The sequence below is a fragment of the Bradyrhizobium sp. 62B genome (assembly GCF_030272265.2).
Taxonomy (GTDB): domain Bacteria; phylum Pseudomonadota; class Alphaproteobacteria; order Rhizobiales; family Xanthobacteraceae; genus Bradyrhizobium.
Genome location: NZ_CP092842.1, coordinates 710253 through 729168, shown reverse-complemented (window position 1 = coordinate 729168; position 18916 = coordinate 710253). Strand labels below are relative to the sequence as shown.

At 59.3% G+C, this 18916-nt stretch carries 17 protein-coding genes and 3 pseudogenes; 6 read left to right on the top strand and 14 right to left on the bottom strand.

Going from position 1 to position 18916, the window contains the following annotated elements:
- The first annotated feature begins 194 nt into the window (after positions 1 to 194).
- The 4 genes from ML401_RS38275 (at position 195) to ML401_RS38260 (ending at position 4545) form a co-directional block, all read left to right on the top strand.
- Positions 195 to 1424: a CaiB/BaiF CoA-transferase family protein gene (locus ML401_RS38275; protein ID WP_285812985.1), complete on the top strand. Its 1230-nt coding sequence runs from the start codon at positions 195 to 197 to the stop codon at positions 1422 to 1424.
- Positions 1425 to 1582: 158 nt separating this feature from the next.
- Positions 1583 to 2734, top strand: coding sequence for an acyl-CoA dehydrogenase family protein (locus ML401_RS38270; RefSeq protein ID WP_285812945.1), 1152 nt, complete (start codon positions 1583 to 1585; stop codon positions 2732 to 2734).
- The gene (locus ML401_RS38265; protein ID WP_285812984.1) at positions 2735 to 3841 is read left to right on the top strand and encodes an acyl-CoA dehydrogenase family protein; all 1107 of its coding nucleotides are present in this window, start codon (positions 2735 to 2737) and stop codon (positions 3839 to 3841) included.
- Between the two features lie 233 nt (positions 3842 to 4074).
- Positions 4075 to 4545 (top strand): MaoC family dehydratase N-terminal domain-containing protein, encoded by a 471-nt coding sequence (locus tag ML401_RS38260; RefSeq protein ID WP_285812983.1) that lies wholly within the window; start codon positions 4075 to 4077, stop codon positions 4543 to 4545.
- 176 nt (positions 4546 to 4721) lie between these two features.
- Here the strand turns inward: ML401_RS38260 and ML401_RS38255 are convergent, their stop codons facing one another.
- The 3 genes and pseudogenes from ML401_RS38255 to istB (ML401_RS38245) all read right to left on the bottom strand — a co-directional run.
- Complete coding sequence (locus ML401_RS38255) at positions 4722 to 5075, bottom strand: hypothetical protein (RefSeq protein ID WP_376717427.1); 354 nt, start codon at positions 5073 to 5075, stop codon at positions 4722 to 4724.
- A gap of 34 nt (positions 5076 to 5109) precedes the next feature.
- Positions 5110 to 5469, bottom strand: coding sequence for a LysR family transcriptional regulator substrate-binding protein (locus ML401_RS38250; RefSeq protein WP_285812982.1), 360 nt, complete (start codon positions 5467 to 5469; stop codon positions 5110 to 5112).
- A 7-nt stretch (positions 5470 to 5476) separates the two neighbouring features.
- A pseudogene (istB, locus tag ML401_RS38245) lies at positions 5477 to 6061 on the bottom strand (IS21-like element helper ATPase IstB); the annotation flags it as partial.
- Between the two features lie 167 nt (positions 6062 to 6228).
- On the opposite strand from istB (ML401_RS38245), the gene istA (ML401_RS38240) reads away from it, so the two are divergent.
- Both istA (ML401_RS38240) and istB (ML401_RS38235) read left to right on the top strand, forming a co-directional pair.
- Positions 6229 to 7779 carry an IS21 family transposase gene (gene istA, locus ML401_RS38240; RefSeq protein WP_285812915.1) on the top strand — a complete coding sequence of 517 codons (1551 nt, stop codon included), beginning with the start codon at positions 6229 to 6231 and terminating at the stop codon, positions 7777 to 7779.
- A gap of 17 nt (positions 7780 to 7796) precedes the next feature.
- The gene (istB, locus tag ML401_RS38235; RefSeq protein ID WP_285813395.1) at positions 7797 to 8573 is read left to right on the top strand and encodes an IS21-like element helper ATPase IstB; all 777 of its coding nucleotides are present in this window, start codon (positions 7797 to 7799) and stop codon (positions 8571 to 8573) included.
- A gap of 102 nt (positions 8574 to 8675) precedes the next feature.
- Here istB (ML401_RS38235) and ML401_RS38230 read toward each other — a convergent pair.
- The 11 genes and pseudogenes from ML401_RS38230 to ML401_RS38180 all read right to left on the bottom strand — a co-directional run.
- A pseudogene (locus tag ML401_RS38230) lies at positions 8676 to 8966 on the bottom strand (ATP-binding protein); the annotation flags it as partial.
- Positions 8967 to 8974: 8 nt separating this feature from the next.
- A pseudogene (istA, locus tag ML401_RS38225) lies at positions 8975 to 10465 on the bottom strand (IS21 family transposase); the annotation flags it as partial.
- Positions 10466 to 10555: 90 nt separating this feature from the next.
- Entirely contained in the window at positions 10556 to 11110 is a 555-nt protein-coding gene (locus tag ML401_RS38220) for a plasmid pRiA4b ORF-3 family protein (protein ID WP_285812981.1), read from the bottom strand.
- Entirely contained in the window at positions 11107 to 12672 is a 1566-nt protein-coding gene (locus ML401_RS38215; protein ID WP_285812980.1) for an IS66 family transposase, read from the bottom strand. Before ML401_RS38215 ends, ML401_RS38220 begins: the two co-directional genes overlap by 4 nt.
- A 51-nt stretch (positions 12673 to 12723) precedes the next feature.
- Positions 12724 to 13077 carry an IS66 family insertion sequence element accessory protein TnpB gene (tnpB, locus tag ML401_RS38210; RefSeq protein WP_285812979.1) on the bottom strand — a complete coding sequence of 118 codons (354 nt, stop codon included), beginning with the start codon at positions 13075 to 13077 and terminating at the stop codon, positions 12724 to 12726.
- Positions 13071 to 13493 carry a transposase gene (locus ML401_RS38205; protein WP_285812978.1) on the bottom strand — a complete coding sequence of 141 codons (423 nt, stop codon included), beginning with the start codon at positions 13491 to 13493 and terminating at the stop codon, positions 13071 to 13073. Before ML401_RS38205 ends, tnpB begins: the two co-directional genes overlap by 7 nt.
- 47 nt (positions 13494 to 13540) lie before the next feature.
- Positions 13541 to 13702, bottom strand: a complete 162-nt coding sequence (locus ML401_RS38200; protein WP_376717426.1) for a LysR family transcriptional regulator — start codon at positions 13700 to 13702, stop codon at positions 13541 to 13543.
- An 884-nt stretch (positions 13703 to 14586) separates the two neighbouring features.
- Positions 14587 to 15291: a HEPN domain-containing protein gene (locus tag ML401_RS38195; protein ID WP_285812977.1), complete on the bottom strand. Its 705-nt coding sequence runs from the start codon at positions 15289 to 15291 to the stop codon at positions 14587 to 14589.
- A 1-nt stretch (position 15292) separates the two neighbouring features.
- On the bottom strand, positions 15293 to 16423 hold the full coding sequence (locus tag ML401_RS38190) for a DUF262 domain-containing protein (protein WP_285812976.1): 1131 nt from the start codon (positions 16421 to 16423) through the stop codon (positions 15293 to 15295).
- An 18-nt stretch (positions 16424 to 16441) separates the two neighbouring features.
- Positions 16442 to 17176: a hypothetical protein gene (locus ML401_RS38185; protein WP_285812975.1), complete on the bottom strand. Its 735-nt coding sequence runs from the start codon at positions 17174 to 17176 to the stop codon at positions 16442 to 16444.
- Complete coding sequence (locus ML401_RS38180) at positions 17163 to 18812, bottom strand: class I SAM-dependent DNA methyltransferase (RefSeq protein ID WP_285812974.1); 1650 nt, start codon at positions 18810 to 18812, stop codon at positions 17163 to 17165. Before ML401_RS38180 ends, ML401_RS38185 begins: the two co-directional genes overlap by 14 nt.
- Positions 18813 to 18916: the final 104 nt, after the last annotated feature.

Below are 18916 nucleotides of genomic sequence, written 5' to 3'. Positions count from 1 at the left end.
GATTATTTTCTTCTTGCTGAGTGGCTACTTTCACATTGACCGCCTAGCGAGTGGGCTTGTCGATATGGTAAGACATCCTTGGCCCGCTCGGCTTTGTACAGCGTTGATCAATAGTGCAGCAGGGTGCTGCGCCACTCGGTTGTCAGCCCCGCCGGCCCTGCAACGTCGCTGACGATGACTCAGGAGAACACTCAGTGTCACCCCTTCCGCTTTCCGGAGTTAAGATTCTGGATCTTACACGGGTACTTGCCGGTCCGCTTTCGACGCAGATGCTTGGTGATCTCGGCGCCGATGTCATAAAGATCGAACGGCCAGGCGCGGGAGACGACGCACGCAGCTTCGGCCCGCCATATTTGAAGGATTTGCAGGGCAGGCAGGTCAACATGAACTCCTTCTATCTCTGTGCAAATCGAAACAAGAGATCGGTGACCGTGAATATTGCCGATCCCGATGGGCAGACCATTATTCGCGAGCTTGCCGCGCACTGCGATGTATTCATAGAGAACTACAAGGTCGGCGATCTCAAACGCTACGGCCTTGATTATGACTCGATTCGGCTAGTCAACCCTGACATCATTTACTGTTCCGTGACTGGCTTCGGTCAGAGCGGCCCTTACGCGCCGCGCCCAGGATATGATGCTATCTTCCAGGCCATGGGCGGCCTGATGAGTGCCACGGGGCATATGGATGGTGAGCCCGGCGCAGGACCGATGAAGGTAGGGCCGTCAATAGTCGACTACATGACAGGCATGAACTGTTCGATCGCAGTATTGGCCGCCCTGTATCACCGCAAGGTCAACGGTGGCCCAGGTCAGCATATCGACATCTGCTTGCTTGATACTGTGATTGCTTCGCTTTCGCATTATGCGCAGGTCTACCTTCTCAATGGTACGAAACCCGCTCGGCGCGGTACTTGGGGCAATGGCGGGATGCCAGCAGGCGTATTTCGCTGTGCGGACGGCGAATTGATGCTGGTCGTTGGGAACGACGCGCAGTTCGCCCGCACCTGTGCGGTGCTTGGCAAACCCGAGCTCACGACGGATCCACGATTTGCGCGGAACAACGACCGCATCGTCAATGGCAAGGAACTGATGGCGATCTGCGCCGCTGTGTTTTTGAAAAACAAAGTGTCCTATTGGCTCGAAAAATTGGAGAAAGTCGGTGTTCCATCTGGTCCAGTCAACGACTTTGAGCAGGTTTTCACCGATCCACATGTCCAGCATCGTGGCTTGCAAGTGACCATCGATGATCCTTACGAGCAGCCCCTTTCGCTGATCCGAAATCCTCTTTCCTTCTCGGAGACGCCAGTGAAGGACTATCGCTGTCCACCGCAGCTCGGCGAGCACACTTCGGACATTCTGTCGACGATGCTCGCGTACGACAGCGGCAAGATCGCAAAGCTGAAGCAATCCGGAGCAATTTAGCCGCTACCTCGTGTAAGGCCTGAGGCGGCGGCACCAATCGCCTACATGCGAATTCTTCGCACGCAGCGTGCGAGCTTTTGAGATTTATTCTCCTGCCTTTCCAGCAATAAGACGTCCTGCAAACTGAATAAGACTCCATATTGGGAGAGCGCTGAGGAATGTCGACCGACTTCCGCTTTGGATCGCTTGAGCTACCGCCTGCGGCTGTCGAAGCTCGACGCCGCATCCGCACGTTCATGCGCGACGAGCTCGATGCGGGCCGTTATGATCCCCAAGTATCGAGCTGGAACACGTGGGACGAGGATTTTACACGACGGGCTGGCGACGCTGGCTTCATCGGCATGGTGTGGCCCAAGGAACATGGTGGGGCCGGCGCCACGCACCTCGAGCGCTTCGTCGTGATCGAGGAAATGCTGGCCCATTCCGCCCCCTGTTTTGCGCATTGGGTTGCCGACCGCCAAACGGGTCCACAGATCCTAAAATTCGGAAGCGAGAGGGTCAAACGCACCTATCTTCCTGCGATGGCGGCAGGGCGATGCTATGCCGCCATCGGCATGAGCGAGCCCAACTCCGGTTCAGATCTCGCCAGCGTGCAGACCCGGGCCACGCCTTGCGCCGGAGGATGGCGCATCAATGGCACGAAGATTTGGACGTCGGGCGCGCATCGCGCGCACATCTTGATCGCGCTGGTCAGAACGTCGCCGCCGGGCGGGGTCCGGCATGAGGGACTGACGCAGTTCGTGATCGACACCTCGGCACCGGGCATTACTTGCCGGCCTATCTACAACCTCTGCGGCCACCATGACTTCAACGAAGTGCACTTTGAGGATTATTTTGTCCCGGACGATGCCGTTTTGGGGGAAGTCGGGGAGGGCTGGAAGCTTGTTAATCACGAGCTGTCCTTCGAGCGTTCAGGGCCTGACCGCTACATGTCCGATTTCCGGCTCATTCTCAACGCGGTTGATCGAATCGGGAGCAGCCCCGACGCGCTGCAATCCGTCGAGATCGGGCGTCTCTTCGCTCACCTGTCTGCATTGAGGCGAATGTCGGCCGGTGTGGCTGGCCTGCTGGCCCAAGGTGTCGATCCCTATCTCGAGGCGGCCATCGTCAAAGATCTCGGCACCAGCCTTGAGCAGTCAGTCCCGGAGATCACCCGTCGTCTCATCGAGGCGCAGCCAAGCTCCGAGGACGACGATGAGTATGGCCGTTGCTACACCGAAACGCGTCTCTTCGCACCTGGCTTCACGATCCGCGGCGGGACGCGGGAAATCATGCGCGGAGTAATCGCGCGTGGCTTGGGAGTGCGTTAAATGTCCGTTCAGCAGGAGGTCGACGAGAGCTGCTCCGCCGAGCGTGACGAGGTCGCCGGGGTAATGACTGAGCAGGTGGGCCGTCTGCTGGCCTCGGAGGTCAGCGTTGAGCGACTAACAGCGATCGAGCGGGGCGACGCGGTTCCGGCGCTCTGGGGCAAGTTCGCTGAATTGGGCCTGCCTTCGGCCATGGTGCCGGAAGATGCGGGAGGCATCGGGCTCGACATTGCCCAAGGCATGCTCCTCATTCGGCTGTGCGGGTATCATGCAGCCCCCGCGCCTCTGGCTGAGACCATGGTGTCCCTTCATCTTTGGACCCGAGTTGGTGGGCAACCCGTCCCGGGGCAGGTCACGTTCGCTTCACCACGGGCTGGGAGACTTCGTGTCGAGCCCGCGGGCAGTCGTCTGCGCGTACACGGAAAGCTCACTAGGGCGCCCTGGTGCAGCGATGGACACTTACTCGCCGTTGTCGAAGGACGGGCGGGACATTCAATAGCTCTCCTGCCGGCATCGGCTCTCGAAACGATTTCGCGAAAAAGCATCGCCAACGAACCTAGGGGTGATGTGACGGTGGATCTCACTCTGGAGCAGTCTGCAAAGCGAGTTCTGCCGATCGATGTGCGGGCGATCGATGATGTCCTCCAACTCGGCGCACTGATGCGTGCTCAGCAGATGGTCGGAGCAATGCAGCGCGTGCTGGATGTCTCCATCACCTATGCACAAGAGCGCGTGCAGTTCGGCCGCCCTATCAGCAAGTTTCAAGCAGTACAGCACATGCTTGCCAGTTGCGCGACCGAGTATGCTGCAGCCTCGGCCGCGGCCGAGCAGGCCGCCGGTTCGTGGGGGCGGGCTGGGCAGGAGCTTGCTGTCGCGGTTGCCAAGTCGCGTTGCGGCGAGGCGGCGGGTCACATCGCCGCAACGGCGCACCAAATTCACGGAGCGATAGGGTTCACGAAGGAATACGCGCTTCATCATTTCACCCGCCGCCTTTGGTCGTGGCGCGATGAGTTCGGAAGCGAGACATTCTGGCAGGGCCGGCTCGGGCATCTCGTTTGCGCAAAAGGCGGTGCTGCGATCTGGCCGCTGCTGCTGGGCGAAATTGAATGAATGCAAGCGGTATCAGCCTCACCTCTCAGAACAACAGGGCAGACCCCGACGCGCGCCGGCATTCAATGCTATCTTGCCCCGGCTAAGCATTCTTGTCGAAGACGGGGCATTGCGGCACTCGCGCAAGCTGATTGCCGAAGCCGGCTGCCGTCAACGTGGTGCCCAGCGGACGGTCGAACCTTGGCGGGGGCGTGTCGGTATCATTCGGCAGAGACGAGCGGGAGGAGAGTTCAGTGAGCAATTCACGTTTTCTAGGGGGCGGCCTTCATTTTGACGAGCTTCGCCTTGGGGATCGCTTCTATACCGCCGGCCGGACAATCACTGAGGCAGATCTCAACAGCTATGTGAACCTCACCTGGTTCACGGAAGAGTTGTTTACGAATGTCATCCAGACCCATGCCAATGCAATGTCTGGTCGAGTGGTTCCGGGCAGCATGCTCTTTGCGATGGCCGAAGGGCTACTCAAGCCTCTGCTGGATCGCACGGGCCTTGCTTTCCTGCACACCGAAATCGACGTGAAAGCGCCTACCCGTGTCGGCGACACGATCCATGTGGAACTCGAGGTGATACAGCTGCGTCCAGCCAAAACCGGTGCCCGCGGCCTTGTCCGCACACGCAACAATATCGTCAATCAGAACGGCGTCGTCGTCCTGGTCTATACGCCATTGCGCCTCGTGCGGGGACTAGAGAACAAGGTGATATAGACGAGACGATCCCACTCGGCAGGTTCTGCAGTTTCTGAAGCGTTAGGTAGCATTGAACGCGACGGCGCCCCCTCGCTTCGAAGCGTGATGTCACCGCTTAACGTGATTTCAACCAGTAGCTCGTGATCAGCGGACCTTCCTTAAAGCACGCATAATCATGATCGGACGAACGCGTACTAGTTCGCTGCGCCATTCCGTCCTTCAGATTCATTTGAAGCCCGGCCGGGATAGAGGCCTGTAGTACCGGTACTATACAGAGCTTCGTCTGACTGGATTGCGGCGTAGGGCCTTGCGGGTCGGCGAACCTCTTCCAAGACTATCGTTTCCAACAATTGTGCAAGGCGGGACTCCACCTGGATGGGCGGATAACAAATATATAGCGTGCGTAACAGAGAGGGCGCGTCCGCAAAGTAGGTGGCCGAAAGTATTCTGTTTTCCAGATCTTGTGCTATCGCATTCCGAGGCAGGATCGTGACCAGATCACTTCCAGGCAGCACACTCTTGAGTGTCAGAATGGAATTGGCCTCCATGACGATCCGCCCCTGCAATGGCGTTGAGAAGCGATCAGCGTAGATTTTCGATTTTATTGCGCAGATCACCTTCTTCAGATGTGAGGATCATTTTGTGGGTGCGGAGAGCCTCGAGCGGAACGGCCCGGCGGTGATCGAAGCCCTGGCTGACGCATCCGACCAACATCAGCGCTTCGCTTGACACCTGAACTCTCCGACCTCCTGTACCGTCGATATCGTAGAGCAGGGCGAGGTCAAGCTTTTCCCGGCGCAGAAGCGCCCCGATTTCCTTTCCCAATCCAACCGTCACCCGAATGTAAACTTCAGGATATCGAGACCTGAAAATGGCGATGATGGCGGGCAGAACAGACGCTTCCAAGGATGGCAGAACGCCAACGTCGATGGTGCCTCCCACCTGGCTGTCAATCGGCTCGCAAATTTGACCCCTCATCGGCGTCCAATTTTGACCCCTTTGCGCGGCGAGCTTTGCTGGTAGCGCTCGTCTCGTCGGAGCTGGCCGGGATAGCGGAGGCGAGACGAGCGCGGGTGGCGTGATCGTCGTCTCGGCTCTTGAACCGCCAGCTATCGTTGCCGGTCTCGACGATGTCGCAGTGATGGGTCAATCGGTCGAGCAGCGCGGTGGTCATTTTGGCGTCGCCGAACACACTCGGCCATTCGCCGAAGGCGAGATTGGTGGTCACGATGACGGACGCGCGCTCATAGAGCCGGCTGACGAGGTGGAATAGAAGCTGGCCACCGGACTGGGCGAAGGGCAAATAGCCGAGTTCATCCAGCACGATGAAGTCCATCCGGGTCAGATGTTCGGCGAGCCGTCCTTGCCGTCCGTTGCGGGTCTCGGTCTCGAGGCGATTGACGAGGTCGACTACGTTGAAGAAGCGGCCGCGGGCACCGGATCGGATGCAGCTTCTGGCGATGGCAATGGCCAGGTGAGTTTTGCCTGTGCCGGTGCCGCCAACCAGCACGACGTTGCGTTGTTGGGCGATGAAGCTGCGTGTTTCGGCAATTTTCGGACACCGATTTCGGTAATTTGCGGACAGCGATTTCAGTAATTCCCGGACAGGGATTCCGCTAAATCGCGGACAGTTGCGGGAGGTTGGTTTTCGGGAGCGCCGTTCAGGCAATGTTCTCTCTCAAGCTGAGTTTGAGAGGGGCAATGCCGAGACGGAAGCAAGCGAAACGAACCACTGTGAAGGACCTACGATCGATCCTGAGGCTGACGTACGAGCAGGACCTGTCGGTTCGGGAGATCTCGGAACGGCTGCAGATCAGCAAGAGCTCGGTTGCCACCTACCTGCTGCGGGCACGCGAGGCGGGCTTAAGCTGGCCGTTACCGCCGATTTACGCGAGCGAGGCGGCGTTGCAGCGGGCTCTGTTCCGGCGGGTCGGGCGGCCTCCGCAGGACTTGAGTGAGCCTGAGTGGCCGCGGGTCGCGCAGGAGCTCAAGCGCAAGGGCGTGACACTGACGCTGTTGTGGCAGGAATACCGGACGGCGCATCCCGAGGGCTATGGTTACACGTGGTTCTGCGAGAAGTTTGACGTCTATCGGCGCCGGGCGAACCCGACCTTCCGTCATCGCCACGCGGCGGGTGCAGTTATGCAGACCGACTATGCCGGTCCGACGGTGGAGGTGATCGATCCGCAAACCGGCGAGATCCGTCAGGCGCAGATATTTGTCGCGGTGCTCGGGGCCTCGTCGCTGACCTTCGCTATGGGAAGCTTCGGTCAGCGACTACCAGATTGGATCGAAGGCCAGACCCGAGCCTTGTCGTACTTCGGCGGAGTTCCCAAGGCGATCGTCTGCGACAATCTGAAGGCCGGGGTCGTCAAGGCGTTGTGGTTCGAGCCGACGCTCAACCAAACCTTTGCCGCCATGGCCGAGCACTACGACACGACGATTTTGCCGACCCGCAGCCGCAAGCCCCGCGACAAGGGCAAGGTTGAAGGCGCGGTGCTGATTGTTGAGCGCTGGATTCTGGCACGGCTGCGCCATCGGCGGTTCTTCAACCTGACCGATCTCAATACTGCGATCGCCGATTTGCTGGAGGAGCTGAACCATCGGCCGATGCGCCATATCGGCAAATCCCGCCGGCAGCTGTTCGAGGAGATCGAGCGCGCTGCGTTGACGCCGCTGCCGGGCGAGCCGTTCGAATACGCCGAATGGAAAACGGCGAAGGTCCACCCCGATTATCACGTCGAAGTCGACAGGACCTTTTACTCGGTGCCGCACCGGCTGATCGGCCGTCGGGTGGACGTCCGGCTCACCTATCGGGCCGTCGAGATCTTCCAGGATCACCAGCGTATCGCCAGCCATGTACGCCGTTCCCAGCGCGGCGGCCATGTCACCGTGAACGAGCATATGCCCAAGGCCCACCAGCGGTACGCCAATATGACGCCGGCGAGCTTGATCAAGATGGCGGCGCGGATCGGCGTCAACGCCGCCACGCTGGTCGAGCGGATGATGCGTGAGCGCCCGCATCCCGAGCAGGGTTATCGCTCCGCCATGGGGATCATCGCCCTGGCGCGGCGTTACGAGCGCGATCGGCTCGAAGCGGCCTGCGAGCGGGCACTCGTCATCAACGCAATCAGCTACTCCTCGGTGAGCGCGATCCTCAAATCCGGGCTCGACCGCGCGAGCCCTGCTGCCGCCCCCGTCAAAGCCACCCCCTCGCACGCCAACATCCGTGGTGGGGGCTATTATCAATGAAGGAAAGGAACATCGCGATGCTGACCCACCCGACCCTCGACCAGATGCAGGCGCTCGGCCTTGCCGGAATGGCGGCGGCCTACCGGCAATTGGCTGAACAGGACAATGCCGCCGATCTCAGCCGCGACGAGTGGCTCGGCCTGATGCTCGATCGCGAAGCTGCCATGCGCGCCGACCGGCGCCTGACCAATCGGCTGGCAGCAGCCAAGCTGCGCTTCGTCGACGCCTGTATCGAAGACGTCGACTTCGCGTCCCGCCGTGGCCTTGACCGGCGCAACACCCTGCAGCTGGCGCAAGGCGCCTGGCTGAAAGCCCATGAGAACTTCATCATCACCGGCCTGACCGGGACTGGCAAAACCTGGCTGGCGTGTGCCTTCGGACGCCAGGCGGCCAGGTTCGATCATTCCGTCCTTTATTTGCGTATGCCGCGCCTGTTCGAAGACCTCGCCATGGCCCGTCTCGATGGTCGCTTCCCGCGCCTCATCGATAAGCTCGCACGTGTCCAGTTGCTCATCCTCGACGACTGGGGCACCCACACCCTCAATGACCAGCAGCGCCTTGATCTCCTCGAAATCTTCGAAGAGCGCTACAGGCGCAAATCGACCTTGATTACCGCTCAGCTGCCCGTTGCCCAATGGCACGATATGATCGGCGAGCCGACCATCGCAGATGCTATCCTCGACCGGATCATCCACAACTCCCACCGTATCGCCCTCGAAGGCGACAGCATGCGAAGGAAAAAAGCTGCGCGCCCCTTGACCGACGTCGAAAACAGCGAAACGAATACCAACTGACTTCAACAACAAGGCAACCAAAAGCCAGCGCCGCCACGCTGTCCGCGATTTAGCGAAACTGCTGTCCGTCAGTTAGCGAAACCGCTGTCCCGTTTTTGCGAAATACGCAATGAAGCCGCCGCCAGCGAGATCATTGACGAGAGTCTGGTTGATCGGCGTGCCGTCGAACTGGAAGTCGGCGATGTCCTTGGCAAGCGGCAGCTTGGCAATGGTGAGCTGGTATTTGATCGAGCGGGCTTGCTTCTCGTTGATCTCGGCGTTGAGCAGGTCGCCGACAATGCGCTGAGGTTCGTGCTGGCGCTTGACGGCAGTTGCCATGATCTCGTCGAAGGCGGCCTTCATGCCGTAGAGCTTGAGTTCGCCCATGAGATCGAAGATTTGGGTTCGTTCCATCAGATGGTCCTCCGGAGGTTGTCGTAGCGGGCACAATCGGCGATCGGTGCATGACGGAGCGTCAGTGCGGCCGGCGTCATGATGTTGGCCGGTGGGGCGGGTTCACGTTGACGCGCCAGGATATTGAGCACGACATCGGCGGAATGGACGCTGTGACTGAGCGCTTCGGCACAGGCCGCTTCCACCGCGGGCAGACCGTCAGTCAGCACCGCGTTGAGGATGTCGACCATCTGCCGATTGCCATCGTCGGTGCTGGCAAGCTTGCGCCGGATCCGCTCGATCGCGGCCGGCAGCACCCAGTCTTTGAAGGGAGCACCGTTGCGCAAGGCGCCGGGTTTGCGGGCGAGCACCGGCACATAATGCCAGGGGTCGTAGACGGTATCGCCGCGGCCAAAGGATCGCGGGTGCTCGGCAACGATGCGTCCATCCTGACGGATCACGATGCGATCGGCATAGGCTTGAACCTCGACCGGTCGTCCGACTGCGCTGGCTGCGACCGAGTACTTGTTGTTGTCGAAGCGCACCAGGCAGGTCTTCGAGACCGATGCCGTCACCGCATGGAAGCCGTCGAAGCGGCCGGCATAGGGAACGAGTTTGGGGCGTTCGGCTTCGAACACGTCCCAGATCGTCTGATCGACCAGCTCCGGATGGCGATGAGCCTTGGCGTAGGCGATGCATTTGTCGAGCAGCCAGGCGTTTAACTCGTCGAGATTTTTGAACCGCAGCCGCGGCGTGAAGAAGCGTTCCCTGACCAGCCCGACCTGGTTCTCGACCTGCCCCTTCTCCCAGCCCGACGCTGGCGTGCAGGCGACCGGATCGACCAGATAGTGGCTGCACATCTGTAGGAAGCGGCGATTGTAGCGACGATCCTTACCGACGAAGATCGTCTCTACGGCGGTCTTCATGTTGTCGTAGATGCCGCGGGTGCAGGTGCCCTTGAACAGGGCGAACGCCCGGTCGTGGGCGTCGAACACCATCTCCTGCGTCTCCCGCGGATAGGCCCGCACGAACAGCATGCGGCTGTGACAGAGCCGGACATGGGCGGCCTTCACCATCACCGTGGTGCCGCTCAGCAAGACCACCTCGTGGCTCCAGTCGAACTGGTAGGCTTCGCCTGGGGCAAAGCTCAGCGGGACATAAGCGGCCGCGGTCGATTGCCCGCGTTCTTTGCTCCACCGCCTGGCGTAACGCCGCACCGCATCGTAACCGCCGTCATAGCCGCGGCCGCGCAGCTCTTCGAAGATCCGGATCAACGTCAGCTGTTCACGAGCCGATTTAGCCGCGTTCGCCGCCAGCAATCCGTCAAGCTCTACTGCCCATCGTCCCAGCTTTGGCCGCGGCTGCACCTGCCGCTCGTACTCGAAGGAGGTCTCTCCCGACCTCAGCACCTTCCGAACCGTGTTCCGCGACACCTTCAGGTCACGGGCGATCTCCTTGATCGTCTTGCCCTTGATGAAGTGCTCGCGCCGGATCCGGGCAATCGTCTCCACGATCAGCATCCCCCACCACCTGCTTCGTTCCAAAGCAGGCAGCGCAACAGACCAATCTGTAGGGGGTCATTTTGGACGCCGATCCCCCGGCTCAGGGGGTCAATATTGCAGGCCGAATAACACCTTCCGGTCGATTGCGTTGGGATCGAACTGCTCGGGACCCCAGAGGCGCATATGTTCGTGGTTCGGATGGGCGGGGTCTCTGATGGATTCGAGGTATTCGGCATAACCCGGAGCACCGCCAACGTCTTCCGGAGGACAACGACCGGCGGCCTCGAGCAAGAAGGGAAGTCCCTCGGTCGTGGTGTTCTCGAACCATTTTTCGAGTTTGATCACGTGGTCCCAACTGTCGCCAAAGTCATAGAGGTAATGGATCGTCTTGGCGCCGGTCTCGCGAACGATATCGCAAAGCCGCGCTTTGCTGGCGTCCATGGGCTGGTGGCCGTAATCGTTGTGGGGATCAGGAATCCCCCAACGGGCGTCAGCCGCGAAGAACTCGAAGAGGTGGCTATTCGTCCAGCCAAACGCCTCCTGAAGCGTCAAATGCAGCCGATCCAGGCGCAGGGTGACGGGTACGACAAGGCGACGCATCACCTCCGGTTTCACGTCCTTGAGGGTCACCTTGATCCGGACCGCGGTCGTGTTCAGGCTCATGCCGCCAGCCTCGGATCGTGTGCAAGTATCGTGTAGATCGATGCCCAAGGGAGCAGTTCGTCCAGTCGCGCCGCAGGCCAACCATTGACGAGCTTCGCGAGAACATCAGCGAGCCAGTGCTCGGCGCTGACGCCATTGAGCTTACAGGTCTCGATTAACGAAGCCAGAACTGCCCAATTCTCGGCGCCCTCGTCGCACCCGGCAAAAAGGGAGTTCTTGGCGTTGAGCTTGATCGGCCGCATCGCACGCTCGACCGCATTCGTGTCCATCTCGATGCGCCCGTCATCAAGGTAGAGCGTCAGGCCGTCCCAATGGCGTAGCGCATAACGCAAAGCCTTCGCCGTGTCGCTCTTCTGTGCAAGATGATCAAGCTTGGCCTCAAACCACTGCTTCAAGGCTGTAGCCAGAGGCCGCGCATGCGCCTGCCTGCCAGCACAGCGCTCGGCATCCGATCGGCCGCGGAGCGCTTTCTCGACTGCGTAAAGCTGGGCGATGCGCTCAAGAGCCTCGCGGGCAACCGGAGCTGGCGCCGGAGCAGCCTCGCGCTCGATCTTCACAAATTGGCGCCGTAGATGCGACCAGCAGAAGGCGAGCGTTCCGGACAGGGCATCCGCACGCGTCTCTCGGGTCATGGTCTTGTAGGCCTGATAGCCGTCGCAATGGATGATGCCGCGGTAGCCTTCGAGCAGCCTCAAGCCATGGACGGCCCCACGGCCCGGTGCATAGGCGTAAACCACGCCAGGCGGGTCAGGTCCGGCCCAGGGCCTGTCATCGCGTGACAGCGCCCAGAAGTAGCCGGTTTTGGTTCTGCCGCGCCCCGGATCTAACACCGGTGCGGGGGTCTCATCGACACAGAGCTTCGAAGAGGCGAGCAGAAGCTGACGCAGACGATGCCACAAGGGCTTCAATTCCTGGGCGGCATAGCCGACCCAGAAGGCGAGCGTGGAGCGGTCCAGCGCTATTCCATGCGTCGCCAGCATCTGCGCCTGGCGGTAAAGTGGCAAATGCCAATGATACTTGGCGTCGATCACATGCGCGACCAGCCGCTCAGTGGGCAATCCACCCCTGATCAGTCGCTCGGGAGCGGCGTGCTGGAGGACGACGCCGTGACAGGCGCGGCAGGCCAGCTTGGGTCGGCGGGTGACGATAACGCGATACTGCGCCGGTACGACGTCCAGCCTCTGGCTCTCATCGCGACCAATCTCAAAGAGGCCGCCCTCACAAGACGGGCAACAAGTCTCCGCTGGCATCAGGGTTTCGACGATGCGCGGCAAATGCTCCGACAACTGACCACGGTTGGCCCTGCGCGCGGCCGTCCTGTTCTCGCAAACTCTGGGATTGGCGCGATCCTCGGCTGCTTCGAGGGCCGCGACGGCCTGATCGATATCCTCCAGAACAAGCTGCAGCTGATCAGCGTCCAGCTTTTCCGAGGACCGACCGAACCGCGCATCTTTTGCAAGCTTGAGCAACCGCTCGAGCCTGGCGCAGCGATCCAGCAGAGCCGCGGCAAAGACCCGCAACTCGGCCGGATCGCTCGGCAGCTCATCAGGCAAATCACTCATTGCCCCGAGTCTGCCATGCTTCGCGCTCCGATGCAGCGAAGATTTGTATCTTTACGCAAGTGCTTTCGGCGCCGCGTCGCGAGGCGCATGCATGCGCGTCCAATCCATGCCGGCCAGAAGCGCCGACAGCTGGGCGGCATTCATCCGCATCACGCCGGCCACAATGGGAGGCCATTTGAAGCCGCTGCCATCGAGCCGCTTCCAGTACATCACAAGGCCGCTGCCATCCCAGACGACAATCTTCACCCGGTCAGCGCGCTTCGCACGGAAGACCACCGCCACGCCCTTCATCGGGTCATGGCCCAGCGTCTCCTTCGCCAACAGCGCCAAGCCCTCCGCACCTTTTCTGAAGTCCACAGGTTGCGTCGCTACGTAAATCGTAAGGCTCGCAGGCGGCGTCAGCATGAACGTGTCCGTCGAAGCGCTAAGAACACATCACTCAACACAGCAAGGCCAGGCGCCCCCCGCACCTCCACGCGTGCTCCCTGGAGCTCAACCGTCACAATGGCTGCTTCCGGCGACCCGGTGGGCTCTGCGGCCGCCGGTAGCGCCGATTCCGACACCACCGGCACGAACGACAGCGTATCCGCCGAAGCCGGCAGCACCAACTGGCCCAAACGCGCCCGGCGCCGCCAGTCATGCACCTGTTGGGGCCGGCAGCCATGGCGACGGGCGACGTCTGTGACAACCGCCCCCGGCTCAAGGCTTTCCGCGGCAATCTGTGCCTTCAAATCATCCGGCCATCGCTTGCGACCTGCGCCAGCATACACTTCGATACGCGGCGACAACGGTCGTCTTATGTCGTCCGAATAGTCGTCCATTGTGAGCACCCTTGCTGAAGATGACTCTTCTAGCGGGGATCACGCGACTACGCACAAGCAATACAAAGGGCCGCAGAACTACGCTTACGCTCTAGCAGCCTGATCTGCCGGCTGAGCGCAGTTGGCGCAAGGTTGAGCACCGCGCTGGCAGCGGTAAGATTCTGAAAGTCGGCTACCTTAAGGAAGTTTGACAGGAATCTCAGGTCCATGGTGTTCCTTCCCTTTGCGACACTCGAACCGGCGACACGGAAACGAGCGTTTATCGCAAGCGCTACTTGAATGGGCCTCCGGCATTCGTCTGCTGGTCAGACTTGATCAACCCGCTGCATGGTTCGAAATCCGCAGGTCGTCGATCGGGGGCAAATGACATTGCCACGGAAAGAAGAGCTTATCCTCAAACAGCTCAAAAAGCTCCGGCCAATGATCGTACAGTCGCAATCGCTTGGGCCGGTCGCTAAGATCACTCTGCCCCGACACAGCGCACCTGTCTTTGGCCGCTTAATCGATTTCGTCGCTTGGCAAGCTCGACCGAACGAGCCCCCGAAATTCGCCGGTAACGATCCTACCTTTAGACAATTTACGCTTGACCGCTCCGCTACACCTTAGAGCGACACGTCGTCGGTCGGAGGCGTAAACAACAGCTATGCCGCCGCTTTTATGCGATTTTCTAGGAATGAGGAGGAATCCGGGATGCCGGTGGAGAGGTCCCGGCTCAGGAGGCGCCAAGATCTCTTGTTCGCAGCCGCCCCAGTCTGGCGGTTCTTATCGCACTTGTCAGCGGTCCTTTCCCTCAAAACTCTTGAGGGCTAACCCACGGCCAATAGTGATTCGCGTCGACGCATGTACCATCGCTTCGGTGCAGTTGATCTGGAGCGCGTTGTCAATCGAATGGGCGGCAGTTCGGCGTGTCTGGCTCACCACCCGTACAGCGCGAGCCGGAAGCCGCCGTGAACCTGAGTTGAGGCGGGCAAAGCCAAAGGACTGTGTCCGGCGAAACTCCTCCGATGTGGGTCTGAGGTCGTAACCTCGCATTTCTGCGCTCTGCGATACCTGTATGATTTGGACCCAGCCGTACACGTGTCCACGGGCCTCTCTAAGGAATAGCACTCCAGCAATCCTCATAGGTTAGCTGGAGGTTTATCTCATGCGAAATGATGGTGTCGAAGACCGCCGCGATGCGCTCGGCTCGCGCGACGTATAGCTGAGCGTCAGCAAGCGTAATCGTTGCGCTGGCATCGCCATGAGCTATTTGATTTCGGCGATGGACGATTGCGTTCATGGACTGGAATATAAGCTGATCCGGCTCGCGCTTCTTGAAGAGCTCCCAAACGCTTGGAATGCCTACCGTCCTGAACAACGCTTCAATCTCCCCCGTACCGGGATTGCTGAACCCGTCGGTGTGAAGCGATGCCTCCATGCACTTGGTGGGCTTTTCCGCGGTAACTTGAATGAGAGGATGTGCGGCCCACGCTTGCATAATCTGCCATCGCTTCGTGCCATCCTTGACCTCCCATCTCGATGCTCCACCTGTGACTTGGTGGGCGCGCAGAGCGTCAGGCAGGAGAATAACGTGGGAGGCCAGGACGTCGTAAGCGGTGACGACATCGCTTACAAGGTCTTCAAAATACCCTTCAAGGTGGCTGCACAGCAGCACATGCGCGGCGCGGAGCAGGGCATCATCCCTTAGCGCATTCTCCTTTTTCGTACCATAGCGAGCCGTGACCGGCGTGCATAAAGCCAGTAGCCGCTTGACTTCCAGAATCCTGTCGCCGAACTTTGTGAAGGCGCTGGACGGCATTTCAACCGCCGTAGGTGAGTATTGGGCACGCGATGCCCAATCCATTTAGCTCCTTTACCCACAGTCTGACTCGGCTGTTGATGCGCGCCCGGTCTCGGGTCGCACGACCTATCGCATCCTGAAACTCCTTGTCGCTCGTGCATAGCTTCTTAAGGGCATCGACGATCTTGGCCGCATTCTGTTGGAGCACCGCCTTTTCGATGTGAGCAAAAGTGAGCATGATCACGTCATAAATCGCGCGATTAATTTGGTTTGCGAATCTTCCATCCTCGCTGATTTGGCGAAACGCATTTCGGTCAAAAACGGCGTCAACCTTGTCAATCGTTTCTGAAAACAGCTTGCGATGTTCTTCGATATTGGGCGGCGACATCGTCATATTCTCTTCCAGGTATTTGTCCAGGAAGGGGGCGAAAAAGCCGCGATATGATTTTCCGGCAAAGTGGAAGGCGAAAAACCGCAGCACCATCTCTGCGTCGCCCATCCTTGCGTCCACATCCTGAACGCGGCGGATTTTCTGGAACTGCTCGCTGCGGCATAGCTCCTTGATGAGCTTGTTCAGATCGCCGCGGTAATTTGAGTTACGCAGTTCCTGTGCGGTCAGCTTTACGGCGCCCTGGTTCAAACGCTCGAAGACGTCGAATCGAATATCCGGATGCGATTCCTGCTGGATGACGATGCATCGGATCGTGCGCGTTTTGATCAGGCGCTGATCAGACTTATCAAGCTCGGAAAACCGGCGCTTGTTCAGCTCGGGCCGTACGCGCAATCCAGACAGGGGATAAAGATTGGTCAAATACCGGGAGATCGACGTAAGGCGCTGCTGCCCATCGATGACACTAAAGGTGCCGTCTTTTAATTCGGCGAAGTAGCAGACCGGAATGGGGACGTTCAGAAGGAGCGACTCTATCAGGCGGCTGCATTTCTTGTCATCCCACACCTGCCGGCGTTGAAACTCATCCTGCAAGACAAGCTGGCCGTCACTAATTTGCTCTTCAAGCGAACCTACGATGAAGTCGAACGGTTGGGTGAGCAGCTTTCGGTCCTTTGGCGCGATGGAAAGCTCTGGTCTCGGAGCGTCCTCTTCGCCGTCTTCATCGGTGAATTTTTCATTGCTCAGATTTTCGTTGGTCATGACATCGCGCTCCTGCGCCTAACTCAGCGACCGAATGTCCTCGCCATCCATCTCATAAAAATCAGGGCTTCGCTCCGTGACCATGGTGAGAAGTTCGGTGATTATCGAATTGAGGGAAACCTCTTCATTGGGCTTGCCGACTTCGAAAGCCTGGACTTTTGCAAATTGAGGGTCGGCTTCCAACGCCACAAGGTAGAACTTTTCGAATTGCTCATCACGCCCGGCCGGATCGTTCCGACCGGTAAACAGCTTGAGACGCGCGTGAGCATTTTCAAATGTCGATCTTCGTCGCGTGGTGCCGTCGGTTACCGCGCCCTTATCAAAAAAGAAAAGCGCACCCAGTACCGCATACGGAAAGCGCCGATGCAACGTCACGGCCTCCATCAGCATGTCACCGCGCCGGTTGACCAAATTCTTCTGGTAGTTGCCAGTTTTGCTGTCCTTGAAATTGATGCTTTTGATCGAAATCGCAAGGAGCAATCCTGACGCCTCGGTTGCCCAGGTGATGTCAACCTTCTTTGCGCCTAGTCCGCCAGCCATTCTTCTTTCCGCGCCGGAGCCGCCAAGCTCCCCGGGCGCGGCGGGCCTTGCTTCACGCAGTCCTCTCTTTCTCAATTCTTCGGCAATGGCCAGCGCAACGACCTCCGACACGCGCTCGCTGTATCTCTTCTTCTGAGATTGCGCTGCATTGTCGTCGGGTTTGGCTTCTAGGCTGCGCAAGGCAGTGAGAACAAGATCATCAATCCTCGCCACGGGTTGCCTTTCCACGGGCGCGCCGTCGGCTAAAGAGGGCCTCGCGTGCCGCACGAAGCTGCTGCACTTCTGTCTTGCCTAACCGAAGATGTTTCACAAGGATGACTTCATCCACGAGCTCGACGGCGCGTGCGATATCATTCTTTCTCATCGCGATGGTGAGCTGAGGTTTGAGAAGTTGTAGCTCGTTCTGCGCCGCGGACAGGATAGTGGGCGAGGGGACCGGAAGCAGGTCTGCCTCTCTAGGCTCATGCTTGAGCAGTCCGCCACCATAAGCGCGGCCGACAACCTCCGAGCCGAGAAGAGTAACTGTGTTCATGCATGCTATCGGCAGAGCGCTCTTGCCGACCGATTTCAACCCCTTTTTGAGCTTCACCCCGTACAACGAATTCAAGACAAGCGCTTGAGCGTCATTGCTGATCAGTCGCGGCCGGTCATGATTCATGTAGGTGAACAAAAGGTCGGGTTGATCAACGAGTGGAACGCGCCACCAGGGATCGCGTACGGCGCACTTATAAGCCTTGTGCACGTTGGATTTCTCGCCTTTCGCTATGTAGGCGAGAGCAGCTTTCGATGGCTTATCGCTTGGAGCAAAAAGAAAGCAACGACCTCCGTCCCGAACCTGCTGTTCCCATGCGGCGGTGGTGAACGTGAGGCCACGCAAGTGCCGGGAACCGGGAGGTGAAATTTTTAAAACTTCGCTCTCCCGCAAGCCTGCTGCCTTTAAACCCTCCGCATCGAAGGTGAAATAGTCGTTGTTGCCGGTCACCGACCCAAGATAGGTCTCACCCCAATCAACAAGCTTGGCAAAATTTGCCGGTGCGCTCGTGATCTGCCGGTACGTTTCAAGGGCGTTGGCCGGAATGAGGGCGGGCGTCCACTTTTCATTATCAACCGGCGCGAATTCCTGCTGCGCCAACATGTCGAGCTTGAGCAGCCCTTCCGCGTCTCGCGATTGATAAACCTCGAAGTGTTTAGATTTTCCGCGACCTTCCGCTAAGACCAGGACGACTTCTTCAAGCACGCCCGCGAAAATGAGCTGCTCAAACAGGATCAGTTTGACCTTGGCGAAACGCTCAAGCAGAAATCGCCGGACTGCGGAGGCATACTTAACGCTCAGAAGTTCAGCGGGAAGAACCAGCGCCAGGCGGCCTTCATCGGTGAGGAGTGATGAGGCGTGGATCGTGAAGGCTGCCCACGAGCTCGCAAGCGATGTGAGACGCACTCCCTGAGCTAAGGCGGCCTTCAGACTTTTGCTGCGCGCCGCACCTGAGAAATCTTGGTATCGGACGTAGGGGGGGTTTCCGACGACCGCATCAAAACGACGTTGGGGATCAATGTCGAAAAAGTCGCTACAGGTCACGGTCCCTGAAAGGCCCTGCTCAGCCAGAGTTGCTTGCGCGGCAACGACCGACGGAGCGTGAATATCAATGCCGTGGACCTGGTTCGGCAGTGAAATTGCCCCAAGTTGTTGCAAACGCGCAGCCGCCGGCACCAAGAAGGCGGCGTCCCCGCAAGACGGCTCCAGGACGACGTCCCTTGGGCCGCGGATCGCCCAGTCAACGAGAAACTGAGAAACTTGCGGAGGCGTAAAGAAAGCGCCACGCGCCTTTTGAGCCCTCAACTCTGCATTCATTCCCGCCCCGCGATTCGTCGCCCGATGCAACTTCTCATATCGAGAGCCGCGACGGGAAGCCTTTTACGTTCACTGTCGATGATCCGAGCCGCGCTAAGGACCAC